This window comes from Parabacteroides sp. ZJ-118 (assembly GCF_011038785.1).
In the GTDB taxonomy this organism is placed as follows: domain Bacteria; phylum Bacteroidota; class Bacteroidia; order Bacteroidales; family Tannerellaceae; genus Parabacteroides.
This window is the reverse complement of the sequence record NZ_JAAKDT010000033.1, coordinates 1-26,628: the sequence shown is the minus strand read 5'-3', so window position 1 is coordinate 26,628 and position 26,628 is coordinate 1. Positions and strand designations below refer to the sequence as shown.

Genomic DNA, 26,628 nt, shown 5'->3' with positions numbered 1-26,628 from the left:
TGCGTTAATGAATGAATTTAGAAACCTACGTTTACCGTGAATGTAAAGCTTGAGGTTACACCCGTCAACGAACGGATACGGAACTCTGCCGCCGCCGTACCGGATACAGACTCCGGGTTGATGTTGTTAGGCAGCGAGTTCAATAAATAACCCAAGTTGTGTCCGTTCAATGTCAGCACGCAATGCTTTGCCTTGATCTTCTCGCAAGCGGTGCTGGGCAATCGATAACTTAACGAGATATCGCGCAGCGCGATATAGTTCAAGTCTTCCACCCAAGAGTCGTTTACTACACCATAATTACGTCCGGCCATGGTCCAGGCGTTGTTCCGATACGTCCAGGCCGAAGCGTGGGTAGGCTCGATCACGCCCTGGTTGATCAATTCCTGATACGATTGTCCGGCTGTAGACACGCCGCCCGAGCCTACGGTATAGACCGAGCCATCCGGTTGCGTGATCTGGGTGCCTGACGGGATGATACCTTCCGGGATAACACCGTCGTTGTAGGTCTTGCCGTCATATTTGGAGGTCCAGCTGAGGCCACCATGTCCCGGTGTGCCTTTCAAGGATTCTTCCATGAAGCCGTAAGCCGTTCCGTAACGGGAGTTGTAAGACGCGACCTTACCGCCGAAGCGCATATCCAACGAGACGCTCAAGCTCCAGTTCTTATATTTCAATCCGGTTGATACGGATCCTAAGAAATCCGGAATCATGGAACCGATCTCTACGATCTCGGCCTCATTACGCAAATAGTGAGCGCGACGCGATCCATCTGTCCATACCAACATGGGCAAGCCGGATGACTCGTCGAATTTATAATAACTATCGGTCATCAAGGTACCGTACGCGGAACCTACCTTGGCGACAGATCCGATACGGTAGTTTCCGTACGCGACATCACCGGCCAATACGATATAGTCCGCTACATTCTCGTGCAATTCCACGATCTTGTTCATGTTCTTCGTCCACGTGAAGTCCAACGTCCATTCCCAATCCTTGTTCTGGAACGGGATGGTGTTCAACGCCAGCTCCACACCTTGGTTTTGGATGTTACCCGCGTTGATCATCTGCCTCTTGATACCCGATACGGAAGGCACCGAGATCTCCATGATCTGATTCTTCGTGTTCTCCTTGTAATACGTAGCGTCCAAACCGATCCGGTTGTTCAGGAAACGCCAGTCCAAACCGATCTCCCACGCGTTCTTACGCTCAGGCTTCAAGTTCTGGTCGTACATGGTTCCGGGCAATGACATTCCATAATAGTTCGTCCCGTTCAATGTGGAGGTATTGATGCTGTAAGCCGAGTTGATGATATAAGGGCTTGTATCATTACCTACCTGGGCCCATGATCCGCGAATCTTGGCGAAGGAGATCCACTCCGGTAACTGGTCGCGATACGTGTTCGTGATCAACCACGATCCGTTTACTGACGGATAGAAGTAAGAGTACGTCCCGTGCCCGTCGGCGTAAACCAACGCGGAAGACCAGTCGTTACGCCCGGTAACGTCCAGGAAGAACTGGTCTTTCCAGCTGGCGCCGGCCTGGAACGCTACCGACAACATCTTCTTGCGATCCTGGATCCTCGCGCTGTAAGAGGGTGTCTGCTTTGAGTTTCCGATGAAATACTGGTTCGGGGCGATCAATCCTCCGTTCGTATTCATGGACTGGGCTTGCTGGAAGTTCTCGTAATATTCACCGCGGATGAAACCATTCACCGTGAAATCGCCAAATGTCTTGTTGAACAAGAAGTTGGCGTTCAAGTTGCTTTGCTCCTTGGTGGTTTGGCCGAGCCGGTAGTATCCGCCTTCGTTCGCGTAGCCGGAGCCCGGTCTTTTCTCTTCGAAACGCGTGTAGTAGTAATTATAGCTACCCTCTACATTAAACTTCAACCAATCCAACAGGTCGATGTTCAATTTTACGTTCGGGCGGACGGAGGTCTCTTTCTGCTGGAATTCGTTCTCGTAAATATCCCACCAAGTACCTCTACCCGGCATATTACCCCATTCGTCGCCGTAGCTGGAATTGGCCAAACCGCCATGCGCGCCTTTGTATTTGTCCTTCGCGGTCGACGGGTCGTACGAACGGCCCCATGTGCCGCTGGCGAAGTTCTCGCCCAAGTTGATCGGAGAATTCTTCGGCATGGAGTTGGCGAATGCCATACTAGCCTCCAATTTTACCTTGGGATGGATCATGTGCGTAGCCTTGCCCAAGAATGAGAGACGGTCGAAGCTGTTGTTGGGAGTCGTACCATCCACGTGCTTATACGACAAGGAGGTATAGAAGGTCGTCTTCTCATTGCCACCGCTGATCGCGATATTGGTGTTCGAGCTGAACCCTTTCTGGTACGCTTTACGGAAGTTGTTCTTTACCGGTAAGTAGGGTCGTGTCGAACCGTCGTAGTATTGTACGTCGCGTCCGTCGAAAGCGGGTCCCCAAGACAGTCCTTGGTCGTTCATCAATGAGAATTGACCCTCCGCGTTGGTCGGGTACTGGCCAAAGGTATCATAGATGTAATAGTTGCCATTCGCGTCTTTATCGCCATAGTTTACATAGCCCGCGACGGTACCGTTTCCGAATTCGTTCTGGAAGCTGGGTACTTGTGTAATCGCGTCCATACCAAACGATTGAGAGACGTTGATACCCAATCCCTGTCCGCTCTTACCGCTTTTGGTCGTGATCACGATGGCGCCGTTCAAACCTCTAGAGCCATACAAGGCGGTAGCGGCGGCACCTTTCAATACGGATACCGACTCGAAATCGTCGGGGTTCAGGTTCTTCAACTCATTACCGTAGTCATTCGGGTTGGAGTCCCAGTCCGGGTTACCCTCCTTGATGGAGTTGTCCAAGATAACGCCGTCGATCACATAGATGGGCTGGTTGTTCTTTCCCAAAGTGGAAGCACCACGGATCTGCACCTTGGAGGAACCGAACATTCCACCATCCGAGCCTGAGATCTCCACACCGGCCACCTTACCTTGCAGGGCAGCCACCGGATTGATCAGGTTGGTGTTCAACTCATCGCCCTTCATCTCTTTCATCGCGTAGCCCAAGGATTTCTCCGAGCGTTTCATACCCAACGCGGTAACGACTACCTCGTCCAGCTTTTGCGTGTCTTCCGCGAGTTTGATATTGATCGCTTGTCCGTTGTAGACGATCTCCTGCGTGGTATATCCGATGAAGGATATCTGGATCACGTCTCCGTCTTTGACTCCTTCCAACGTGAAATTACCGTCCATGTCGGTAATGGTTCCATTGGTCGTTCCTTTCACTACTACGGACGCTCCGGCTACAGGACCGAAATCATCCTCTACAGTTCCCGTCACTTTTCCGCTTTGTTGGGAAATGCTTACGTCTAGCCTCTCCGGTATCAGGCTGGCGTATGCACTTGCCGGCAATGCCATAGCTCCCGCTACGAGGATCAGACTAACTGGTTTAAAGTTTTTCAACATAACAGATGGTTTTATAGTAATAATTATAGACAATGTCTTGGCAAAACAGAGTCTGTCGTTCTGCGTTTAAAAGTTCCAAGAGTTCAATGGTTGATGTATACCCCTATTACATAGCGCTTTTACCATAGTACATGAAGAACTCCTGTTCTTTCTCCATTCACCGCCGCAAAGGTATTGAAATATTTGTTACGAATGTTATTTTTATCAAAAAAAACGACCAATTATTATATGTTTTAGAATATAAACAAAGGAAATGCCTGCTACCTAACCCGGAAGGACTTGCCGGCACGCATGTCGTCTCTTGATTCGTCGTTAACAGGGCTAATTTACGGGGATTGTGCGTGGAAGTTCTTCATGAACTAATTCGAAATTCCACTTGTACATTGGGATGAATATGATTTACGAACTGGCGCGAGACGAACGTCGGGGCATATTATGAATGTGAAAGCAAATAAACAAAAAGGACAAATGTTGCGCCAAGACATTGTCTCAGTATTTATTAAATAAAAACCATCAGTTATGTTGAAAAACTTCAAACCGGTTAGCTTAATTCTGTGTATGGGTGCGTTGTCTCTTTCCGGAGGTGTATACGCGAGTATCGTACCGGTAGAGCAAGGTACCTCGATTTCCCAGCAAGAGGGGAAAGTCACAGGTACAGTAGAAGATGATTTCGGCCCGGTGGCCGGAGCGTCCGTCGTTGTGAAAGGCACAACCAACGGAACCATTACCGACATGAACGGTAATTTCACGTTGGAAGGAGTGAAAAATGGAGATGTGATCCAGATCTCGTTCATCGGTTACTCCACGATCGAGATGACTTATTCCGGCCAGCCGCTGGGGGCTGTCAAATTGGCGGAAGATACGCAAAAGCTGGACGAGGTCGTGGTGACGGCTTTGGGTATCAAACGCGAAAAGAAAGCGCTGGGATATGCTACGCAAGAATTAAAAGGAGACGAGCTTGTAAACGCGCGAGAGAGTAATATCGCGAACGCGTTGTCCGGTAAGGTATCGGGTTTGCAGGTGGTACGTTCGAGTAACGGCCCCGGTGGTTCCTCCAAGATCGTATTGCGCGGTAATAACTCATTGACCGGATCGAATCAACCGTTGATTGTTGTCGATGGCATTCCGATGGATAACTTTACGGGAGGAATTGATGACACTTGGGGAAATAGCGGCGTGGACATGGGTAACGGTTTGTCGGATATCAATCCGGAAGATATCGAGTCCATGAACGTGTTGAAAGGAGCTTCCGCCGCCGCGTTGTACGGTTCCCGTGCGGGTAACGGCGTAATTTTGATCACGACGAAATCGGGTAAAAAACAGACCGGGTTAGGTATTACCGTAAATGCCGGAGTTACCGTGGAGGATATGTTCTTGAAACCGGAGTTGCAGAATACGTATGGTCAGGGTACGAATGGTATCTATAGCGTGAAAGATCGTTCAAGCTGGGGGCCTGTTGCCGATGGTTCCGTAACGATTGATCGCTGGGATGGGCAGAAGGTCCAGATGTATACCTATGATAACATTGATGCTTATTTCCAGAAGGGGACTTCATTCAATGAAGGGATCTCTTTTCAGCAGAGCTACGATGGAACGGCGGTATTCGCCTCGATCAATCGCTCGGATGATAAGGGCATCGTTCCGGGCGCGTCATTGAATAAAACTTCTCTTACTTTGCGCGGGACAAGCGAGTTCGGCCCGGATAAAAGATGGAAGTTAGACGCGAAAGCCAACTATTTAAATAATAACGCGAAGAATCGTCCGATCCAAGGTATTAACCCGTCGAACGCCTTCAGTACGATCTATAATTTGCCGCGGTCGCTCGATATCCGGGATCTGGAGAACTGTTTAGACGAGAACGGAAAGATGATCTGGTGGGATACAGAGAGCTCTCCTCAGGAAAACCCCTATTGGATTAAAGATTATAGAACCAATCAAGACTCGCGTAATCGGTTGTTGGGTACAATTTCTCTCTCGTATAAGATAACGGACTGGTGGAACCTCGAGCTAAAAGGCGGTACGGACTATTATACGACTACGACTACCAATAAGGTGTACTCCGGTGGTAATGTGAATCCGAAAGGGCGTTACTCCGAGAAGTCGGAGACTTTCTACGAGAACAACTATAGCTTCTTGACTACCTTTAAGAAAGATAACCTTTTTAGCAAGTTGGGCGGTTTTGTAACCGTGGGTGGAAACTTGATGATGCAGCGGCGCAAGAAATTAGAGGCCGGTACGGGTGATTTGTTGATCCCGAATCTATTCTCGATGGCGAATGCCGCCGACAAGAATAACATGACGCATACATCCGAGGATGTACAGCGCAAGATGAATTCTATTTACGGTTCTTTGCAAATGAACTGGGATGGCTGGCTGTTTATGGATGTTACGGCTCGTAATGACTGGTCTTCCACGATGAGTAAAGAAAACCGATCTTATTTTTACCCCTCGGTCAGCTTATCGGGTGTTATCTCGGATATGGTGGAAAAGGTTGGCGGTACAATGCCGGAATGGATAAGTTTCGCTAAGGTCCGCGCCTCTTACGCGGAGGTGGGTAATGATCTTGATCCGTATCAATTGTATACGGTATTCAAGGTTGATAAGGATCCCAATGGTAACCCAACCGCGGCTTTAGGTACTACTCTGTATGATTCTTCCGTACGTTCAGAGTTGATTAAGTCTTGGGAGGCCGGTGTTGATTTGAAGTTTTTCAATAATCGGTTAGGTATTGATGCCGCTTGGTACAAATCTAACGCTACCCGCCAATTGCTGGACTTGGCAATGGATCCATTCTCCGGTTATTCCAGACGTAAGATCAACGCGGGTAATATTCAAAATTCGGGTGTGGAATTAATGCTTTATGGCACTATCTTACAGAATCCGAAAGGCTTTAATTGGGAAACGACATTAAATGTTTCCTTCAATAAGAATAAAATCCTGGATCTGTACGACGGGGTAAATGAATATGGTATCAAGACGTTCGATGATTTGAAGATCGTGGCTCGTACGGGCAGCTACTACGGTGATATATATGGTAAGAAATTCCAACGTGTTGAAAGCGGGGAGCATGCCGGTAAGATCATCGTAGACGCGCAAGGTTTGCCTTTGGTTACTTCAGACGATCATTACCTGGGGAATCAGCAACCCGATTGTATGTTGGGATGGACGAACTCGTTCTCTTATAAAAATATCTCTTTGAGCTTTTTGATCGATGCCCGTATTGGTGGAAATATTTATTCAGCGACCACCGCTAATTTGTATAAGGTAGGTAACGCCGCGGGTACCGTTGTAAATGGAACGCGTGAGGAATTTGTAGTCCCGAATTCCGTGACTTCTGATGGAAACGGCGGCTATACGACAAATTCCAGTGCTGTTACTCCCGAGTTATACTGGGGACGTGCCGCCGGAGGTAATATCGGCGTGGGTGAGGCATTTTTATATGATGCTACTAACATTCGTCTACGTAATATTACCATTGGTTATGATTTTGAGAAAAAGTGGTTGGAGAAAACCCCATTGCAGAAAGTACGTGTGTCATTCGTGGCGAATAACGTTTGGATGATTGTAAATCATTTGGAAGGTATTGACCCGGAATCTATTTCGGCTACAAATACCAATGCCACCGGTTTTGAGAATGGAGCAGCTCCGACTTCTCGCTCTTTCACATTTAACGTAACAGTTGGTTTCTAATAAGAAAGGTGATTTTAAGTATGAAAACATTAAAAAGAACAATAATAGGGTTCGCTTCATTAGCCGTTTTATTTACTGCATGTAGCGACTTTGAGGAGATAAATAAAGACCCGAATGCCGTAGATGAAAGTGCGATCAAAGTATCTTATCTACTGAATAAATCAATTATGGGGGCACAGCAGAACCCGCATATCGCAGAACGAATCTTCGTGTATCAATGGAAAAGCGCGGCTCGTTTCGAGCGTCGTAATGGCTTAGCCACGGGCGCGAATTACAATGATTACAATACGGACTACTTTAGCGTCGATTATGGAGTGGGATGGCTGAACAATGTCAATATGGCCGTGAAAATTGGTACGGAGCGTGCCGCCAATCCGGAGTATCCTTATGAGAACAATTTGCTACAGATGTCTCGTATTTGGCGGGCTTATGTCATTTCTGAATTGGCGGATAACTTTGGCCCAGTGCCTCCGGTAAACGCTTTTGATGGTATTGTGGAATATAAGAGTATAGAAGATATTTATGATTTTATCCTCTCTGAATTGAAAGATGCCGCTGGTAAGATTGATGTGAACGCGGATATGAGCGCTATTATATCGGAGAAAACGGATGCCTTTTATGATGGGGATGTCTCCAAATGGATAAAGTACGCGAACTCATTGCGCTTGCGCTACGCCATGCGTTTATCCGCGGTAGATCAGGCGAAGGCAAAAGCTGCTTTCGAGGATGCCGCGTCGACGAATAATTTTATTACTACGCAAGATGAGATCGCTCAGGTGGCGGAAAAAGGAGGTTGGACGGATCTCGATGGTGTGATGTCTCGTCCTTGGAATGCCCAACCCATTTCGGTCACCATCAATAATATGATGATCGGCCTGGGAGGAATCGATTTCCAAGTTCCCGCGGCGATAAAAGGGGATGTGGTATTGAAAGATGCCCGTAATTATCTGGGCCTTCGATTGGAAAAACACTTACCGGTTTCCACGAACGATCCGGCGGCGGGCTATTTCTTCGACGCGCTTCCCGCGAAGATTGATCCTCGTGCCACTAAGTTGTTCCATATCCCGGGGTATGACGACGGTGTTGTTTATTTCTCGGGCATTGGTTTGGCGGATAAGGCTCGTTTGGCGGATCCCGCTACCGGGAATGTAGAAGAAAACGGCAAGGCCTATTTGGAGTTGAACGTGAAATATACTTGGAACACTTGGGTCGCGGGAAAATGGGATAAATACGCCGCATTAACCAGTGAATTGACAGGCGCGAGTAAGACGTATCCCTCTTTATCCAAGATCTATCGGGAAAGCACAAACAAGCGTGTTTGGTTTGGCCCGTGGGAAACGGAGTTCTTATTGGCGGAAGCCGCTTTGTATGGTTGGAATGTACAAGGTAGTGCCAAATCTCATTATGAGGCGGGTATAGCGGCTAGTTTTGAGTATCATGGTGTATCCGGGTTTTTAAATGATTATTTGAGCTCTACGGAATATAATCGGGTGGGTACCTCTGTCGCTTTTGACCATACGGCGGAAGCAAAGTCTCATACGGCTGAATATGTAGATGGTTATACCGGCGAGAAAAAGACGGTTACTTATACTTATCCGAAGAACTCCATTTATAAGAATGGTACGGTCAATAATGACAAGCTGACAAAGATAATCTCACAGAAATACTTGGCACAAGTTCCTTGGTTACCTTTAGAGGCATGGTCTGATCATCGTCGTTTAGGTTTACCCTTCTTTGAGAATCAGGCTGTTGAAATAGACTATAACGTTTCCAGCAATGAGTTGCCTCTTACCCGCGCTAACTGCAAAGAATGTAAGTGGGAATTCTATCAAGAACGTCTACGCTATCCGGCGAATATGGAAATCAATAGCAGGGATAGTTATGTAAAAGCTGTCGAGCTACTGGGTGGAGCGGATTTAATCTCTACTCCGCTATGGTGGGTTAAACATTGATTTATAGGAAAGCCCAAGGTGAGGGATTATGCCTCCGCCTTGGGCTGTTTTGGGTTACCTCTTGTGTCTGTGTAAGCTTATCGCGCGGTAGGGTAAAAATTATTGCATACCCTCCGTAGTCATTTCCTTGTTGATCTTTTTAACCAATCCCTGAAGAACGGCACCCGGGCCCAACTCGATGAAGTGAGTGGCACCGTCGGCGATCATGTTCTGTACGCTTTGGGTCCAACGTACCGGGGCGGTTAACTGCGCGATCAAGTTTGCCTTGATTGTCTCCGGGCAGGTCTCGGCTATCGTGCTTACGTTCTGGTAAACCGGGCAAGATGGTTTACGGATCGTCGTAGCTTCGATAGCGGCGGCCAACTCCGCACGGGCCGGTTCCATCAACGGTGAGTGGAACGCTCCACCTACTTTCAACTTCAAAGCGCGCTTGGCGCCTGCGGCCAATAACTTCTCGCAAGCCTGATCGATACCGGGGATAGAGCCGGAGATAACCAGTTGACCCGGGCAATTGTAATTGGCGCAAACCACTACCTCGTCCTTGATGCTCGCGCAAATTTCCTCAACCGTCGCGTCCGGCAAGGCCAATACAGCGGCCATTGTCGAGGGAGTCTTCTCGCAAGCCTTCTGCATGGCCAGGGCACGTTTGGAAACTAATACCAGGCCATCCTCGAACGACAAGGCTCCGGCGGCTACCAAGGCGGAGAATTCTCCTAATGAGTGACCTGCGGTCATGTCCGGTTGGAATTGATCACCTAATGTTTTCGCGAGAATGACAGAGTGTAAGAAGATCGCAGGTTGAGTAACCTTGGTTTGTCTCAGATCCTCGTCTGTTCCGGCAAACATTAAATCCGTGATGCGGAAACCCAGGATCTCATTCGCCTTCTCAAACATCTCTTTAGCAAGAGGATTATTCTCGTAGAGGTCTTTGCCCATACCTACGAACTGTGCTCCCTGACCGGGAAATACGTACGCTTTCATCTTTCTAATTTTTCTAATTTCAGTTTTTTAAGACGGCGCAAAGGTAATAAATTTGGAATAATGAGGCTACTATCCATTACAAATTGTATCTTTGCCCCCGTAGAAACGGGAATATTAATGACTAATATTACAATATCATGAATGAATTACTCTTTTTAGGAAATTTAGGTACAGGCGAGATCGTGATCATCGCCATTGTTGTGTTGTTGCTTTTCGGTGGTAAGAAAATTCCTGAGCTGATGAAAGGTATCGGTAAGGGTGTGAAGAATTTCAAGGACGGTGTAAAAGGATTGGAAGACGATATCAAATTAGACGATACGGAAAAGAAGTAAAGGAAGATGCAACAAGAAGAAATGTCATTCTGGGATCACCTGGAAGAACTTCGTTGGACTTTATTTCGTTCTATTTTAGCGCTCTTTGTTTTTGCTATAGCCGGGTTCTCGGTAATGCCGTGGCTGTTCGATAATGTCGTGATGGCCCCGTGTAGCTCCGATTTCATCGTCTATCGGGAAATGTGCAAGATCAGTTCTCATTTTTCTTTTCTCCCGGACTTTTGTAATGATACGTTCCATGTGAACATTGTCAATATCAAGCTGGCTTCCCAGTTCTTCACGCACATGACCAGTTCTTTCTGGTTGGCGTTGTTATTGACTTTTCCCTATTTGATGTGGGAGGTCTGGAAGTTCGTAAGTCCGGCTCTCTACGAGAATGAGAAGAAAAATGTACGTTGGGTATTCCTGTTCGGGACCATTATGTTCTTTGTCGGATGCGCGATCGGCTATTTCCTGGTGTTCCCGATGACACTGCGTTTCTTGGCGACCTACGAGTTGAGTGCCGCCATTACGGAACAGGTATCCCTTGATTCTTACATGGATAACTTCTTGATGTTGATATTCGTGATGGGAATCGTATTCGAGATGCCCTTGTTGTCTTGGCTATTATCTCAGATAGGGCTGCTAAACCGCTCGTTCTTCCATAAATACAGGCGGCATGCTGCTGTCGGCCTGTTAGTGGGCGCGGCGTTCATCACTCCAAGCAGTGATCCGTTTACGTTAAGTATCGTATTCTTGCCGCTCTACGGTTTGTATGAGTTGAGCGCGTTCTTCGTGAAGAAAGCCCCCGAGGAGGAAGAAGACGAGGAGAACGAGGATGAGGCGGATAAAAATGAGGAATAAATCCCGAAAGTGATAAACGCGATAGAAAAAAGACGTAACTCTGTTTAAGGGTTGCGTCTTTTTTGTCATAAACAGTTTCTCTTTCGAAATAATTTACGTATGTTTGCTCAAACTCAAAACGAATTGCATTACATGAAGCACAGGTTTATATGGGCGGTCTCTTTGCTGGCACTCGCGGCCTGCACGCCTGAAAAGAAACAGGAGGCGGATTATCTGCGGTACGTGAATCCGATGGTCGGTACGGATTTCACCGGGAATACGTATCCGGGAGCGCAGGTTCCTTTTGGAATGGTACAATTAAGTCCGGATAACGGCTTGCCGGGCTGGGATCGGATCTCCGGCTATTTCTATCCGGATACGACAATCGCCGGCTTTAGCCATACGCACCTTTCCGGTACGGGAGCCGGCGATCTATATGATATCTCTTTTATGCCCGTGACCCGTCCCTATAAGGAGGCTCCGGCGCCATTGGGCATTTATTCTACGTTCTCGCATAATGACGAGGCGGCATCAGCGGGGTATTACCGGGTGCTGTTGAAAGATTATAATATTAATGTAGAGCTGACGGCTACTGAGCGTTGCGGCATCCAACGCTATACCTTCCCGGAGGCGGAGGCTTCGGTATTCTTGAACTTGAAGAAGGCGATGAACTGGGATTTCACCCTGGACTCTAAGATTGAGGTGGTGGATTCCGTGACGATTCGCGGCTATCGTCTCTCACAAGGTTGGTCGCCCCTGCAACAGGTTTATTTCGAGACTCGTTTTTCGAAGCCATTTGTTGCCTGTCACATGGACACGACCTCTATCGTGACGAAAGATAAAGGGTGGATCGGCACGGCTTATGTGGCCCGTTTCGATTTCAATACGAAAAAGGACGAGGAAATCCTTGTTACTACAGGTATCTCCGGTGTGAGTGAGGAAGGCGCGGGAAAGAATCTCCGTGCGGAAGCTCCGAAAGACGATTTCGATTTCTATCAGGCGCAGGCCGGCGCGAATTGGAATAAGCAACTTGCCAAGATCGAGGTGAAAAGCCGGAATACAGAGGACAAGGTGAAATTCTATACCGCCTTGTATCATTCCATGATCGCCCCGACTATCTACAGTGACGTGGATGGCTCTTATTATGGTCCGGACCGGCAAATCCATAAAGCCGACGGTTGGACGAATTATTCCACCTTCTCATTGTGGGATACCTATCGTGCGTCCCACCCGTTGTTTACCTATACGGAGCCGGAACGTACGAATGATATGATCAAGGGGTTCCTTAAATTTTACGAGCAGAGTGGCGCCTTGCCCTTGTGGAACCTGTATGGTTGGGAGACAAATATGATGATCGGTTATCACGCTGTGCCGGTTATCGTGGACGCTTATCTGAAAGGTGTGGGCGATTTTGACCCGGAAGAGGCGCTCGATGCTTGTGTCGCTACGGCGAATCGGGATGATTACCGGGGTATCGGCGATTATAAGAAACGGGGATACGTGCCGGCTTATAGCGATCCGGAAAAATGGGAGAACTGGTCTTTATCGAAGACGTTGGAATATGCCTACGATGATTATTGCATCGCTAAGATGGCCGAGAAGATGGGCAAGAAAGAGATCGCCGACGAGTTTTATAAACGTGCCCGGAATTATCGTAACGTATACAATCCGGCCACTTCTTTTATGCAGCCTCGCGACGAGAAAGGTAATTTCGCCACGAACTTCAGCCCGGACGATTATACCGAGGATATTTGCGAGAGCAATGGCTGGCAATATTTCTGGTCTGTTCCTCATGATTTGGACGGATTGATCGGTTTGGTAGGAGGTAAGGAGCGTTTCGCCGAGAAATTGGATAGCATGTTTACCCATGTGCCGAAGTCGGATAAGGAATTGCCTATCTTCAGTACCGGTATGATCGGCCAGTACGCGCATGGTAATGAGCCTAGCCATCATGTGATTTACCTATATAATAAGGTAGGCCAGCCTTGGATGACCCAGAAATACGTGGCTCAGGTATTACATGACTTGTATCGGAATGCCCCGGACGGTATTTGCGGTAATGAGGATTGTGGGCAGATGTCCGCCTGGTTCGTATTCAGTTCGATGGGATTCTACCCGGTAGATCCGGTTAGCGGGCTGTATGAGATCGGTTCCCCGCTATTCCCGGAAGTGAGGATGCGTCTGGAGAATGGAAAGACCTTTACGGTATTGGCTCCGGAAGTGTCTGCCGAGAACATTTACATCCAATCCGTGAAACTGAATGGACGGCCTTATGACAAAAGTTATATCACCCATGAGCAAATCATGAGCGGGGCGACATTGGAGCTCGTAATGGGTAGCCAGCCGGGACCGGTATGGTATACGGGCGACTCTTTCCCATAAGCCGCGGCAAGATTCTTTACGATATTCCAAGTACGCTTATCACGGTGGCGGCATATTCCGCGGATTCTTGTATATTTTTGTATCTTTACGCCAAATTCAGGATAGAATGGCGAAAACAAAAACGGTATATGTCTGCTCCAACTGTGGCGCTGATTCCCCGAAATGGCTGGGCAAATGCCCGAATTGCGGGGAGTGGAACACCTATGTAGAGGAGATCGTGACAAAGGAGCCTGCCATGAAGCGGCCGGTTCCCGGTAGTATGGAGGGCAATAAGATCCGCCCGGTGTTGTTGCGTGATATAACGACGGAAGCGGAGGCCCGTATCGATTTAAAGGATGATGAATTAAACAGGGTTCTCGGCGGAGGCTTAGTAAAGGGCTCTTTGGTCTTGATCGGTGGAGAGCCGGGAATCGGTAAATCCACGTTGGTCTTGCAAACCGTGTTAGGCTTGACAGGCTTGAAAACCCTATATGTCTCGGGCGAGGAGAGCAGCCGCCAGTTGAAACTCCGGGCCGACCGATTGCCGCACGACAATCCGAACTGTTTCATCCTATGCGAGACACATCTGGAACAGATCTTCGCGCAGGCGGCCCATATCCGGCCGGACTTGATGATCATAGATTCCATACAGACCATCTTCACGGAAGTCGTGGAATCTTCCCCCGGCAGTGTCTCCCAGGTACGCGAGTGTAGCGCCGCTATCTTGAAATACGCCAAGGAAAGCGGTGTTCCGGTCTTATTGATCGGCCATATCAATAAGGAAGGCAGCATCGCCGGCCCGAAAGTGCTGGAGCATATCGTGGATACGGTGTTGCAGTTTGAGGGTGATCAACATTATATGTATCGTATCCTGCGGAGCATCAAGAACCGTTTCGGCAGTACGGCGGAACTCGGGATTTACGAGATGCGCCGGGACGGGCTTCGGGAGGTCAGCAATCCATCCGAGTTATTATTAACCCAGAATCATGAGGGCCTGAGTGGTGTCGCCATCGCCGCCGCTATCGAGGGGGTACGTCCTTTCTTGATCGAGACGCAAGCCTTGGTTAGCTCGGCGGTTTACGGTACGCCACAACGTAGTGCCACCGGATTCGATTTACGCCGTATGAATATGTTATTGGCGGTATTGGAAAAAAGGGCGGGTTTTAAGTTGATCCAAAAAGATGTTTTCTTGAATATCGCCGGAGGATTGAAAGTAAATGATCCGGCTATCGACTTGGCGGTAATCAGCTCCATCCTTTCCTCTAGCTTGGATATCAGCATCGAGCCGGGTGTTTGTATGGCCGGAGAGGTAGGCCTGTCCGGGGAGATCCGTCCGGTCAACCGTATCGAGCAACGTGTTTTGGAGGCGGAGAAGCTGGGGTTCTCCCGGATTATCATTCCATATAATAATCTAAAAGGTTTCGATACGGCGAAAAGCAAGATCCAAATCGCACAGGTAAAGAAAGTGGAGGAAGCCTTTCGGCAATTATTCGGTTAATATATAAAACAATGATAAAAGAATTACAACTCCGGGTATTGCCGGAAGAGGCTGTTAATGAGCAATCGCTGAGGCAAGTAGTAGCTCGTGAGACGGGTGAGGCTCCGGAAAACATTTGGGTCGTACGTGTATTGAGACGTTCGATAGACGCACGCCGGCGGACGATATTTGTCAACGTGAAACTGCGTGCCTTTATGAACGAGATGCCCGGCGAGCCGGAATACCAATCGATAGCCTATAAAGATGTCTCGGCCGGGAAACCGGTGATTGTGGTAGGCGCCGGTCCGGGAGGTCTGTTCGCTGCCTTGCGTTTGATAGAGTTAGGCTTGCGCCCCATCATCATCGAGCGAGGTAAGGACGTGCGGGAACGCAAGAAAGATATTGCCTTGATCAGTCGCGAGCAGAAGGTGGACGGAGAGTCAAACTATAGTTTCGGCGAGGGCGGTGCCGGCGCTTATTCCGACGGTAAGCTGTATACCCGTAGCAAGAAAAGAGGCTCGGTAGATAAGATATTGAATATCTTCTGCCAGTTTGGAGCCAGCCCCTCTATCTTGGTGGATGCCCATCCGCATATCGGAACCGATAAGCTCCCCCGTGTGATCGAGAATATCCGGGAGCAAATCAAGCGATGCGGCGGAGAGGTGTATTTCGAGACCCGTATGGATGCTTTTATCATGAAAGAGAACGAGGTGATCGGTATCGAGACAAATACGGGAAAGGCGTTTTATGGGCCTGTTATCTTGGCGACCGGCCATTCCGCCCGTGATGTCTATAACTATTTATACGAACGCCAGATCCGGATCGAGGCGAAGGGGATTGCGGTCGGTGTTCGTCTGGAACATCCTCAGGAATTGATCGACCAGATCCAGTATCACCGGAAAGAGGGACGTGGGAAATATCTTCCCGCGGCAGAGTATGGTTTTGTGACGCAAGCGAATAACCGAGGCGTCTATTCCTTCTGCATGTGTCCGGGAGGTTTCGTGGTTCCTGCGGCGAGCGGGCCTAAGCAGGTCGTGGTAAATGGGATGTCGCCTTCCAACCGAGGTTCCCGCTGGTCGAACTCCGGGATGGTGGTGGAGATCCGACCGGAAGATTATTCCGAGCTGGTGGGGCAGGAAGAACTTTATCTCCGGAATGGCGAGAAGGTGGACGCGGATTCCCCATTAGCGTTGATGGCCTTTCAGGAACGTCTGGAAGAGGTCTGCTGGCTAAACGGAGGCATGAGGCAAACAGCTCCTGCCCAGCGTATGGACGATTTCATGCGGAAGAAGAACTCTTTCGATTTACCGGTATCCTCGTATACGCCGGGCCTGCTGGCCTCTCCGTTGCATTTTTGGATGCCGGAATTTGTGACCGTTCGCCTGCGTGAAGGTTTCCGTTATTTCGGTAAGGTCTCCAGGGGCTTCTTGACCAACGAGGCGACCATGATCGGCGTAGAAACCCGTACATCCGCTCCGGTTCGTATCCTCCGTGATCGGGAGACCTGTCAACACGTCACGATAAAAGGTCTTTTCCCTTGCGGTGAGGGGGCCGGTTACGCGGGAGGGATCGTATCTGCCGCTATCGACGGAGAACATTGCGCGGAAGGCGCTTCCCTCTTTTTAGCATAGGAGCGTCGAATTATTCGATCGTTATACTTTGGATGCGGATGTCTTTCTTCGGACGGTCATTCCGGTCTTTCGGCTGGGTGGCGATCAGATCCAGGACGTCGAAACCCTCCGTCAGCTCTCCGAAGATCGTATAGGTGCCGTCCAGATGATGGCAACCGCCTACGGTGGTATAAGCCTTCCGTTGCTCGTCCGTAAATAGCAAATGTCCGGGAGTCGCTTGAATAACGGAATCTATCTGGGCGTTGATCACTCTCAATCGCTTCTGGTATTCCCGTTTATTACTCATCTTTATCATATTCAGCTCCGCACGGACCGGCGTGTAAAACTCCTTCAGGGCCTTTTGCCGGGCCGGGTAGTTGGCGATACGCTCCAATGTGTCCAGTTCGGTTTCCCGGTAGACCTTCCCCTGCACGATAAAGAATTGCGACATATCCGATTTCTTTTGCGGGTTGATATCGTCCGGTTGGCGGGGAGCGGCCAAGGCTCCTCTCTTATGAAAATAGTTCTCGTTGATCTCGGGCGGGATCTCGGCGGAAGGATCGCCGAAACCGCATTTGGCACCGGCGGGAGCGTTCTTGGAATCCGGGGCTCCTCCTTGGATCATAAACTCCGGCAGGACACGGGTGAATAAGGTCCCGTTGAAATCCCCCCGTTTCGCCCGTTCGATGAAAGTACGGGTGTGATTAGGCACATCATCGTATAGCATGGCTTTCATAGTGCCTACATTTGTTTTAATAACTACCGTTTTCCCCGCTTCTTGAGCCGGGGTGGCTACCGCGCAAAGGAGTAGCGCTGATAAAATATAATAGATCTTTTTCATGAGATTTTAATTTGAAGGGTAAATATAAGCGTTATGTTGTAAAACACAAAGTAAATGCCTAACTTCGCGCCTATATTAATAGGTATTAATAGGTAATAAGATTTTTAAAGATTTTGGTATGGATTGGATAAACGATTTATTATGGGGAGAAGGTATCGGGCACTCCATCCTTTTACTATCTTTCGTGATCGCCGCCGGCATCCAGTTAGGAAAGATAAAGGTGTTTGGGATTTCGCTTGGGATTACTTTGGTGTTGTTTGTAGGTATTATTCTAGGGCATTTCGGATTTACGATTAGCCACAATGTGATTCATTTCTTTAAGGAGTTTGGATTGATCTTATTTGTTTATTCGGTAGGTATGCAAGTCGGGCCGGGTTTCTTCTCGTCGTTTAAGCAGGGGGGGATCACGTTGAATATGCTTGCCTGTGGAATAGTCTTCCTCGGTGTGGCTACGGCTTTGGTATTGCATTTCGTGACAGGTGTCCCGATGCCTACGATGGTGGGTATTTTATCGGGAGCGGTGACGAATACTCCCGGATTGGGCGCGGCTCAGCAGGCTTATTCCGATATGTATGGAGTTTCTGATAATACGATCGCCTTGGGTTACGCCGTGGCTTATCCGCTGGGCGTGATCGGTATTATTCTTTCGATCATTTTCGTGCGTTACGTATTCCGTGTGAATTTCGATAAGGAGAATGACGATTTGAATAAGGAGGATACCTCGCATACGAATGAGGCGAAGCCGATCTCGTTGGTCGTAAAGAACCCGGCGGTTTTCGGTAAGACAGTAGGGGAGTTATCCGGTTTGATGGATCATCTGGATTTCGTGATCTCCCGTGTGTGGCGTAATGACAACAAGCAGATCGAGATCGCTTCCGCCGGTACGATCTTGCATGAGGATGATAAGATTTTCGTGATCACGACCGATCAAGATGCTGACTCCGTAAAGATATTCATCGGCGAGGAGATCGATATGGAGCGTAAGCAATGGATCCGTATGGAAAGCCAGTTTATCAACCGCCGTATCTTGATCACAAAGCCGGATTTGAATGGCAAGAAGCTGGGACAATTGAAATTACGCAAGCTATACGGTATCAACATCACCCGTATCACCCGTGTGGGAGTGGACTTGGTAGCTACGCCGGGCTTGACGTTGCAGGTGGGCGACCGTGTGAATGTGGTGGGTACCGAGACGGCCGTGGCTAACGTGGAGAAGGTATTGGGAAACTCCATGAAACGTCTGAACGAGCCGAACTTGATCACGATTTTTATCGGTATTGCTCTCGGTATTGTCTTAGGTAGTATTCCGATCACGTTCCCGGGTATTCCGCAACCGGTTAAGTTAGGTTTGGCGGGAGGTCCGTTGATCGTGGCGATCTTGATTAGCCGTTTTGGCTACCGCTATAAGTTGGTTACCTATACGACCCAGAGCGCTAACTTGATGTTGCGCGAGGTCGGTATCACCCTCTTCCTCGCTTGCGTGGGTATCAGCGCCGGCGATGGTTTTGTGGATACGATCGTGAACAATGGTGGATTCGCTTGGATCGGCTACGGTTTCATTATCACGACCGTTCCCTTGCTGATCATCGGTTGTGTAGGCCGCTATTTCTATAAGATCAATTATTTCACCTTAATGGGTTTGATCGCCGGTAGTACGACGGATCCGCCCGCCTTGGCTTACTCGAACGCCACGGCCGGAAACGACGCTCCTTCCGTAGGTTACGCCACGGTATATCCGTTAACCATGTTCTTGCGGGTGCTTACGGCGCAAGTATTGATTTTGTTCTTCGCTTGACGCGGTAGACTTCTTATCAGGTTAAAAAGGGAAAATCCCTCTTCGCTTTCTCTTGTTCGAGATTGAGCGAAGGGGGATTATTTTTTATTAGATTAACAGCGGTGAAGGTAAGACTAATAAAATAAAGCGCGGGACGAACGGTTTGTTTCTATGTGAACGGCGTTGACATGATTCAATAAAAGATAACAAAAAGGTCGGATAAACAAGTATTTAAGGAGGATTTATATGAAAAAAGGAGATGTAGTGGCGGGTATATTGGCTTATATAGCCCACCTTTGCGAGTTGGGCCGTTATTCCACGGCGAAGAGCTATCGGGACGCTTTACGCTCGTTCAAGAGTTTTTGCGGGATGGAGGAAATCCCATATGCCTATATAGACAGAGAACGGCTCTTGCTTTATCAGGCATGGTTGTTGAAGCGGGGCTGTACGCGCAATACGGTATCGACGTATATGCGGCGGATCCGGCATATCTATAACTTGGCGGTGGAGGCGGGCGAGGCCTCGTACATCCCGAATCTGTTCAAGGGAGTGTTCACGGGGGTGGAGAACCGTCGGAAAAGGGCCTTGCCGGCGGAGGAGATGCGCCGTTTGATGCGCGGCACGGTGGTTGATCCGTCCTTGCGTCACATGCGCCTGGCCGTCCGTTTGATGTTTGCGTTTTGCGGGATGGCGTTCGTGGATCTGGCGCATTTGCGTTGGGCAAATATTCGCGAGGGGGTCTTGTCGTACTATCGTCAGAAGAGCGGTTCATTCATCCAGATCGAGATTCCCTCCGAGGTGTTTCCGATCTTGGAGGAACTGGCGGCATGTACGGGCAAGGATTCGCCTTATCTTTTTCCATTCTTGAGTGGCGCACGGGAAGGGGAGGATGCCTATAAGGAGTACAACGGAGCCTTGGCGCGTTTCAACCGGTCCTTGAAGTCGTTGGCGAAAGCGGTGGGGCTGACCACTCCGGTCAGTTCGTACACGATCCGCCATTCGTTTGCCACGACCCTGAAAGAGCGAGACGTGCCGATAGCGGTGATCAGCGAACTTTTAGGCCACAAGTCGATCCGGACTACACAGATCTATCTGAAAGGCTTTTCCATGGAACGGTTGTCGGTGGTGAACCGGGCTTGTTTCGAGAGCGTCTACCTGCCGATACACAAGGAGGCGGGAGGATAGCTACTTGGCGAGTAGCGCTCGCATTACGGGCGCAAATGTAAGGAAAAAAAACGAAAATCAAGCCTTTTCGGAGTAAAACTTTCCTTTTTTACGTATTGTCAATCCGCCCATGGCTTCGTTCCGGCTTATTGGACGGGTGTTTTTCCCCTTATTCTGTCTTTCCCGTTCATGTATGCGCATGACGATCCGGGCAGAAGGTATATCCCTTTTGCCTTTATTCCGCATGAAGCGGTAAAATGAGCCGCAGATGACGCGGATCGAGCAGATGTACGCAGATTTTAAAGATAAAACATACGTATCCGCATCATTCTACGGCCCCCCCGATACCTGATTTTTGGCTACTCGCCAAGTAGCTAACCGATTCAAGCGATGGTAATTTTCAGTATTGCCAAAAAGCAAAATATAAATAACTGTTTATCAAGATGATATAAAGGTATCTTGGTAGGGCTCCGAATTGTCGTGAGGTCTGTTTTCGGGCCATGAGACAACCACTGGAAAAGATAATCATAAGGATGGAACTATTGACAAGCAAGTGCTCGGATAGGATCATGGAGCATGTTCGCAAGCGACGTGACCAAGAGGCTGTCCGCTGGTACGTGCTCACGCTTCCTACCGCGGGTGGCGGGCGTGACAAGATCAGCCCCTCGAAGGGGTTGGACGCGGAGCTTTCCCGCCGCGAGCGTCGCGGGGAGACGTTGTTCGAGTATTTCGCTCCCTCGTACGTCGAGGCGAGGAAGGTAGGTGGCAAGCTGGTCAACACAAGGCGACCCCTGCTATACAACTACGTGTTCATCCACGCCTCGGAGAACGAGATCTTCCGGATGAAGCGAACGCTTCCCCTGTACAATTTCCTACCCCGGATCTCCTCCGACGGACCGTCTTACTTTCCCTACCTCTCGGATTGCGAGATGGATACCTTACGTTGGGTGGCGAAATCGTATTCCAACGAGCTTCCCGTATATGTGCCGGATAATGCTCGTTTGCTGAAAGGCGACCGTGTGCGTATCACCTCGGGCGCTTTCTCGGGAATGGAGGCGGAGGTGGTGATCCAGCCGGGCGGTGGTCATAAGGACGTGATGGTGCGCATCCTCGATTGTATGTGGGTTCCCTTGTTTGAGGTGAGGCGTGGCGAGTACGAGCTGATCGAGTTGAACGCGAGGAGCAAGCATATCTATACCCATTTGGACAACGACCGTATCGCCAAGGGGCTTCACGATGCCCTGGGTCGTCACCGTTCCGGCGGTGTCGTGCGCGAGGAGGATCTTCGCCTGGCCCGCGAGGTGCTTTGCGGTTATGCCTTCCTCAGTCCGGACACCGATGTGACGCGTTGTAAGGTATACTCGTTACTCCTCCCGGCCTACAAGCTGTTGGGCGAGACGGATGAGTTCGATCGCTTGCACGCTACGGTACGTAGCATACTCCCCGCGGTAAAGGCGGCGCAATCCCGCGCCTTGTTGTTGGTCACGCTCTACGGCTGCACGGACAGCAGCCTTTACCAGCGCATGGCGCACGAGCTGGTTGACCCTTGGCAAGCCGAGGCCTCACCCAAGAAGAGCAAGTCCGTATTGATACATCGTTTACGTGATTACGACCGTTGGTTCGGGCACGAGATCGGTTGACGATCTAGTAGGCAGTCGACAGGGGAAAGTGATACATGAGAGCTATGAGAGAAGAGAGAGAGGGGTGCGACGTTCCTTCGGGCATCCGGTTGATGAACCTGTTGCGTGCGCGTTTGGCAGAGATCATGGATCGCGAGCGTGCGAACCGAAATGCGATACACCTCTATTGCACGGGATCCTATTGGGTGGCCTTCGAGCGCTCGGCCTACCAGTTGCGCCGTGCGTTCCCGGACAGCGAGACCATGCCGATGCGCCTGTTCGGTTACCCCTTCCCGGTGGTGATGGTATCCGTCACGGATCGCTCGCTCCGTGCGTATGCCCGTGCGCACATCCTTAAAAAGGACGAGAAGGATTACAAGCTATTGACCGTCCCCGGACTTCCCATAGCGGCCTACCGTGAGTGGCATGCCGGCGAGGTGGAAGGGTTGCCTGCATCTAGGCTTGAATGGTCTGATCAAGCGAAATAAGGAACAATAAGATACTTTACCAACGCACCTAAGATACTTTACCAACGCACCTAAGATACATGGGGGATGAACCTAAGATGCTTTTTGTACGAAACAAAGCCCCGCATGTCAGCTACTTCGTAAGCAGTCACTTTAGACCATATTGACATTCCTTATAAATAGATTCACTTTCACCCCGAATTTAAAACGTAGTGAAAGATGAATCGCAAAAAGAGAGAAGGAGACTTTTATGCCTCCAAGGTTCGCCTGTTCCCGACATAAAGCAATCCGTAGATCTGAACCGGCCGATTGAACGGAGTCGGGAACGGAAAAAGAGCGAACAACCCCGATAAGTAAAGAATTATTATCGAGATAGGTATGGAGAAATCGTAAATGTGATTATCTTTGTTGGGGAGAAGAGGTAACATTTAAAATTCAAAGAGGGTCATGAAAGGACTAAATAGGCGATTATATCCGATAGGGATCCAGACATTCTCGGAAATCCGGGAGGGTAATTATGTGTATGCTGATAAGACGGATTTGGTCTATCGGTTGACGCATTCAGACTCGAAATATATCTTCTTGAGCCGTCCCCGCCGTTTCGGCAAGTCGTTGCTGACCTCCACGCTCCGCAGCTACTTCGAGGGTCGTAAGGAACTGTTCGAGGGGCTGGCCGTCGAGAAATTGGAGAAGGAATGGACGAGCCATCCGGTGCTTCATTTCGACATGAGTACGGCCAAGCACATGGATAAAGAAGACCTGATCCTTGAGTTAGAGGAAAAACTGATCAATTACGAGGCTCAATATGGCCGAGGAGAGGGAGAGATCAAGGTGAATCAACGGTTGAAAGGACTTATCAAGCGTGCTTACGAGCAGACGGGTCAAAAGGTAGTGGTCTTGATCGATGAGTACGACGCTCCGCTCTTGGATGTGGTGCACGAGGAGAAGGATCTTCCCGTTCTTCGCAACGTGATGCGTAACTTCTACAGCCCGTTGAAGGCGTGCGACCCCTACTTGCGTTTCGTCTTCCTGACGGGTATCACGAAATTCTCCCAACTGAGCATCTTTAGCGAGTTGAACAATATATTGAACATCAGTATGTTCCCGGAGTATGCCACGCTCTGCGGCATCACGGAGGAGGAGATACGGGAACAGATGGGCGAGGGTATTGACCGTTTGGCAGTCAACCTCGGCGTTACCCCGGAAGAGGCTTTGAAGTCATTGAAAAAGAATTACGACGGATACCATTTCGCTTGGCCGTCGCCTGATATCTATAATCCGTTCAGTTTGCTGAACGCGCTGGCAAACGGTCGGATCGACTCCTACTGGTTCGGTAGCGGGACGCCTACTTATCTGATTGAGATGCTGCGTAAGTTCCACGTGATCCCGCAGGAGATCGGTAATCGAAAATGCGTGGCGGCCGACTTTGACGCGCCAACGGAACGGATGACGAGCATCACGCCGTTGCTGTACCAAAGCGGCTATATCACGATCAAGGGCTATTCCCGTTTTTCCGACCTGTATCAGTTGGACATTCCGAACAGGGAGGTGCGGATCGGTTTGATGCGCAGCCTGTTACCCAACTACGTGCAACGTCCCGCCGAGCTGAATACGCTGGTAGCGGAAATGGCGGAGAAGATCTACAACGGTGACATGGAGGGTGCGTTGCGTTTGATGCGCACGGTTCTTTCCACGATCCCCTATTGCGAGAACACGCATTACGAGGGCCATTACCAGCAGCTGCTTTATGTGATTTTCACGCTGCTCGGCAATTATGTGGATGTGGAGGTCCGTACGCCGAAGGGCCGTGTGGACATGGTGCTCCGCACACCTTCCACGCTTTACGTGATCGAGTTGAAGCTGGACCAAAGCGCCGAGGCAGCCATGGAGCAGATCGATCTGAAGGAGTATCCCGAACGTTTCGTCCTCTGCGGTCTTCCGGTGGTGAAGGTCGGCATCAATTTCAGTACGGAGAAGCGTACGATCGAGGGGTGGAAGATAGAAGATGGGGGATTATTATCAGGATAGGCGTGGAGGAATCGTAAATGTGATTATCTTTGTTGGGGAGAAGAGGTAACATTTAAAATTCAAAGAGGGTCATGAAAGGACTAAATAGGCGATTATATCCGATAGGGATCCAGACATTCTCGGAAATCCGGGAGGGTAATTATGTGTATGCTGATAAGACGGATTTGGTCTATCGGTTGACGCATTCAGACTCGAAATATATCTTCTTGAGCCGTCCCCGCCGTTTCGGTAAGTCGTTGCTGACCTCCACGCTCCGTAGCTACTTCGAGGGTCGTAAGGAGCTGTTCGAGGGTCTGGCCATCGAGAAATTGGAGAAGGAGTGGACGAGTCATCCGGTGCTTCATTTCGACATGAGTACGGCCAAGCACACGGACAAGGATCGGCTTCTGAACGAGTTAGAGAGGAAATTGTATGATTACGAGCAGATATACGGACGTGATGAGAGCGCTGTTTATACGAACCAACGATTGGAAGGTCTTATCAAGCGGGCTTATAAGCAGACGGGGCAAAAGGTAGTGGTCTTGATCGATGAATACGACGCTCCACTCTTGGATGTGGTGCATGAGGAAAAAGACTTGCCCCAGTTGCGCAACGTGATGCGCAATTTCTACAGCCCGTTGAAGGCCTGCGACCCCTACCTTCGTTTCGTCTTCCTGACCGGTATCACGAAGTTCTCCCAGCTGAGCATCTTTAGTGGGCTAAACAATATATTGAACATCAGCATGTTTCCGGAGTATGCCACGCTCTGCGGCATCACAGAGGAGGAGATGCAGGAACAGATGGGCGAAGGCATTGACCGGTTGGCTGCTAACCTCGGCGTTACCCCGGAAGAGGCTTTGAAATCATTGAAACAGAATTACGACGGGTACCATTTCGCATGGCCGTCGCCTGATATATACAATCCGTTCAGTTTGCTGAACGCATTGGCCAACGGTCGGATCGACTCCTACTGGTTCGGCAGTGGAACGCCTACCTACCTGATCGAGATGTTGCGTAAGTACCATGTGATCCCGCAGGAGATCGGCAATCGAAAATGTGTGGCAGCCGATTTTGACGCGCCAACGGAACGGATGACAAGCATCACGCCGTTGCTATACCAAAGCGGCTATATCACGATCAAGGGCTATTCCCATTTTTCCGACCTGTATCAGTTGGACATCCCAAATAGGGAGGTGCGAATCGGCTTGATGCGCAGCCTATTACCCAACTACGTGCAACGTCCCGCCGAACTGAATACGCTGGTGGCGGAAATGGCGGAGAAGATCTACAACGGTGACATGGAGGGTGCGTTGCGTTTGATGCGCACGGTCCTCTCTACGATCCCCTATTGCGAGAATACGCATTATGAGGGTCATTACCAGCAATTGCTTTATGTGATTTTCACGCTGCTCGGCAATTATGTGGATGTAGAGGTCCGTACGCCGAAGGGGCGCGTGGACATGGTGCTCTGCACACCTTCCACGCTTTACGTGATTGAGTTGAAACTGGATCAAAGCGCCGAGGCTGCCATGGAGCAGATCGACCTGAAGGAATATCCCGAACGCTTCGCCCTCTGCGGCCTTCCGGTGGTGAAGGTAGCTATCAATTTCAGTACGGAGAAACGTACGATTGAAGAGTGGAAGATAGAAGATGGGTGTATTAAAAATTAATGAAGATTATGAAAGGGAGACGATTATATCCGATAGGAATCCAAACATTCTCGGAAATCCGGGAGGGTGGTTATGTGTATGCTGATAAGACGGATTTGGTCTATCGGTTGACGCATTCAGACTCGAAATATATCTTCTTGAGCCGTCCCCGCCGTTTCGGTAAGTCGTTGCTGACCTCTACGCTCCGCTGTTACTTCGAGGGGCGTAAGGAGTTGTTCGAGGGGTTGTCCATCGAGAAATTAGAGAAGGAGTGGACGAGCCATCCTGTGCTTCATTTCGACATGAGTACGGCCAAGCACACGGACAAGGATCGGCTTCTGAACGAGTTAGAGAGGAAATTGTATGATTACGAGCAGATATACGGACGTGATGAGAGCGCTGTTTATACGAACCAACGATTGGAAGGTCTTATCAA

General features: G+C 49.5%; 17 protein-coding genes. 14 read left to right on the top strand and 3 right to left on the bottom strand.

Annotated features, from left to right (window positions below; translation table 11 throughout):
* Positions 1-17 precede the first annotated feature (17 nt).
* Positions 18-3,446, bottom strand: a complete 3,429-nt coding sequence (locus G7Y39_RS09815) for a SusC/RagA family TonB-linked outer membrane protein (RefSeq protein WP_165157306.1) — start codon at positions 3,444-3,446, stop codon at positions 18-20.
* Positions 3,447-3,965: 519 nt separating this feature from the next.
* On the opposite strand from G7Y39_RS09815, the gene G7Y39_RS09810 reads away from it, so the two are divergent.
* Both G7Y39_RS09810 and G7Y39_RS09805 read left to right on the top strand, forming a co-directional pair.
* Positions 3,966-7,136, top strand: coding sequence for a SusC/RagA family TonB-linked outer membrane protein (locus tag G7Y39_RS09810; protein WP_165157305.1), 3,171 nt, complete (start codon positions 3,966-3,968; stop codon positions 7,134-7,136).
* Between the two features lie 20 nt (positions 7,137-7,156).
* Positions 7,157-9,088, top strand: coding sequence for a SusD/RagB family nutrient-binding outer membrane lipoprotein (locus tag G7Y39_RS09805; protein WP_165157304.1), 1,932 nt, complete (start codon positions 7,157-7,159; stop codon positions 9,086-9,088).
* A 99-nt stretch (positions 9,089-9,187) separates the two neighbouring features.
* Here the strand turns inward: G7Y39_RS09805 and fabD are convergent, their stop codons facing one another.
* Positions 9,188-10,069 carry an ACP S-malonyltransferase gene (fabD, locus tag G7Y39_RS09800; RefSeq protein WP_165157303.1) on the bottom strand — a complete coding sequence of 294 codons (882 nt, stop codon included), beginning with the start codon at positions 10,067-10,069 and terminating at the stop codon, positions 9,188-9,190.
* A 137-nt stretch (positions 10,070-10,206) separates the two neighbouring features.
* Between fabD and G7Y39_RS09795 the strand changes: the two genes are divergently transcribed.
* The 5 genes from G7Y39_RS09795 to G7Y39_RS09775 all read left to right on the top strand — a co-directional run bounded on the left by G7Y39_RS09795 (position 10,207) and on the right by G7Y39_RS09775 (position 16,692).
* The gene (locus G7Y39_RS09795; RefSeq protein WP_005858259.1) at positions 10,207-10,401 is read left to right on the top strand and encodes a twin-arginine translocase TatA/TatE family subunit; all 195 of its coding nucleotides are present in this window, start codon (positions 10,207-10,209) and stop codon (positions 10,399-10,401) included.
* 6 nt (positions 10,402-10,407) lie between these two features.
* A complete protein-coding gene (tatC, locus tag G7Y39_RS09790) occupies positions 10,408-11,244 on the top strand; it encodes a twin-arginine translocase subunit TatC (RefSeq protein ID WP_165157302.1) in 837 nt (278 codons plus the stop codon).
* Between the two features lie 99 nt (positions 11,245-11,343).
* The gene (locus tag G7Y39_RS09785; protein ID WP_165157301.1) at positions 11,344-13,605 is read left to right on the top strand and encodes a GH92 family glycosyl hydrolase; all 2,262 of its coding nucleotides are present in this window, start codon (positions 11,344-11,346) and stop codon (positions 13,603-13,605) included.
* Positions 13,606-13,711: 106 nt separating this feature from the next.
* Positions 13,712-15,082 (top strand): DNA repair protein RadA, encoded by a 1,371-nt coding sequence (radA, locus tag G7Y39_RS09780; RefSeq protein WP_165157300.1) that lies wholly within the window; start codon positions 13,712-13,714, stop codon positions 15,080-15,082.
* Between the two features lie 11 nt (positions 15,083-15,093).
* Entirely contained in the window at positions 15,094-16,692 is a 1,599-nt protein-coding gene (locus tag G7Y39_RS09775; RefSeq protein WP_165157299.1) for an NAD(P)/FAD-dependent oxidoreductase, read from the top strand.
* Positions 16,693-16,702: 10 nt separating this feature from the next.
* Here G7Y39_RS09775 and G7Y39_RS09770 read toward each other — a convergent pair whose 3' ends face one another.
* Positions 16,703-17,512, bottom strand: coding sequence for a peptidylprolyl isomerase (locus G7Y39_RS09770; RefSeq protein WP_165157298.1), 810 nt, complete (start codon positions 17,510-17,512; stop codon positions 16,703-16,705).
* 118 nt (positions 17,513-17,630) lie between these two features.
* On the opposite strand from G7Y39_RS09770, the gene G7Y39_RS09765 reads away from it, so the two are divergent.
* The 7 genes from G7Y39_RS09765 to G7Y39_RS09735 all read left to right on the top strand — a co-directional run.
* Complete coding sequence (locus G7Y39_RS09765; RefSeq protein ID WP_165157297.1) at positions 17,631-19,307, top strand: putative transporter; 1,677 nt, start codon at positions 17,631-17,633, stop codon at positions 19,305-19,307.
* A 225-nt stretch (positions 19,308-19,532) separates the two neighbouring features.
* Positions 19,533-20,471, top strand: a complete 939-nt coding sequence (locus G7Y39_RS09760) for a tyrosine-type recombinase/integrase (RefSeq protein WP_165157296.1) — start codon at positions 19,533-19,535, stop codon at positions 20,469-20,471.
* A 512-nt stretch (positions 20,472-20,983) separates the two neighbouring features.
* Positions 20,984-22,090, top strand: coding sequence for a transcriptional regulator (locus tag G7Y39_RS09755; protein ID WP_165157295.1), 1,107 nt, complete (start codon positions 20,984-20,986; stop codon positions 22,088-22,090).
* A gap of 44 nt (positions 22,091-22,134) precedes the next feature.
* Positions 22,135-22,557 (top strand): hypothetical protein, encoded by a 423-nt coding sequence (locus G7Y39_RS09750; RefSeq protein WP_165157294.1) that lies wholly within the window; start codon positions 22,135-22,137, stop codon positions 22,555-22,557.
* A 426-nt stretch (positions 22,558-22,983) separates the two neighbouring features.
* A complete protein-coding gene (locus G7Y39_RS09745) occupies positions 22,984-24,564 on the top strand; it encodes an ATP-binding protein (RefSeq protein WP_165157293.1) in 1,581 nt (526 codons plus the stop codon).
* Between the two features lie 71 nt (positions 24,565-24,635).
* Complete coding sequence (locus G7Y39_RS09740; protein WP_165157292.1) at positions 24,636-26,213, top strand: ATP-binding protein; 1,578 nt, start codon at positions 24,636-24,638, stop codon at positions 26,211-26,213.
* Between the two features lie 8 nt (positions 26,214-26,221).
* Positions 26,222-26,628: AAA family ATPase (locus tag G7Y39_RS09735; protein WP_165157291.1), on the top strand; the 407-nt coding region annotated here is incomplete at its 3' end.

Bases quoted from the DNA above. Each gene is read 5' to 3' on its own strand.
- G7Y39_RS09815 (WP_165157306.1), bottom strand. From the start codon at position 3,446: ATGTTGAAAAACTTTAAACCAGTTAGTCTGATCCTCGTAGCGGGAGCT.
- G7Y39_RS09810 (WP_165157305.1), top strand. From the start codon at position 3,966: ATGTTGAAAAACTTCAAACCGGTTAGCTTAATTCTGTGTATGGGTGCG.
- G7Y39_RS09805 (WP_165157304.1), top strand. From the start codon at position 7,157: ATGAAAACATTAAAAAGAACAATAATAGGGTTCGCTTCATTAGCCGTT.
- fabD (WP_165157303.1), bottom strand. From the start codon at position 10,069: ATGAAAGCGTACGTATTTCCCGGTCAGGGAGCACAGTTCGTAGGTATG.
- G7Y39_RS09795 (WP_005858259.1), top strand. From the start codon at position 10,207: ATGAATGAATTACTCTTTTTAGGAAATTTAGGTACAGGCGAGATCGTG.
- tatC (WP_165157302.1), top strand. From the start codon at position 10,408: ATGCAACAAGAAGAAATGTCATTCTGGGATCACCTGGAAGAACTTCGT.
- G7Y39_RS09785 (WP_165157301.1), top strand. From the start codon at position 11,344: ATGTTTGCTCAAACTCAAAACGAATTGCATTACATGAAGCACAGGTTT.
- radA (WP_165157300.1), top strand. From the start codon at position 13,712: ATGGCGAAAACAAAAACGGTATATGTCTGCTCCAACTGTGGCGCTGAT.
- G7Y39_RS09775 (WP_165157299.1), top strand. From the start codon at position 15,094: ATGATAAAAGAATTACAACTCCGGGTATTGCCGGAAGAGGCTGTTAAT.
- G7Y39_RS09770 (WP_165157298.1), bottom strand. From the start codon at position 17,512: ATGAAAAAGATCTATTATATTTTATCAGCGCTACTCCTTTGCGCGGTA.
- G7Y39_RS09765 (WP_165157297.1), top strand. From the start codon at position 17,631: ATGGATTGGATAAACGATTTATTATGGGGAGAAGGTATCGGGCACTCC.
- G7Y39_RS09760 (WP_165157296.1), top strand. From the start codon at position 19,533: ATGAAAAAAGGAGATGTAGTGGCGGGTATATTGGCTTATATAGCCCAC.
- G7Y39_RS09755 (WP_165157295.1), top strand. From the start codon at position 20,984: ATGGAACTATTGACAAGCAAGTGCTCGGATAGGATCATGGAGCATGTT.
- G7Y39_RS09750 (WP_165157294.1), top strand. From the start codon at position 22,135: ATGAGAGAAGAGAGAGAGGGGTGCGACGTTCCTTCGGGCATCCGGTTG.
- G7Y39_RS09745 (WP_165157293.1), top strand. From the start codon at position 22,984: ATGAAAGGACTAAATAGGCGATTATATCCGATAGGGATCCAGACATTC.
- G7Y39_RS09740 (WP_165157292.1), top strand. From the start codon at position 24,636: ATGAAAGGACTAAATAGGCGATTATATCCGATAGGGATCCAGACATTC.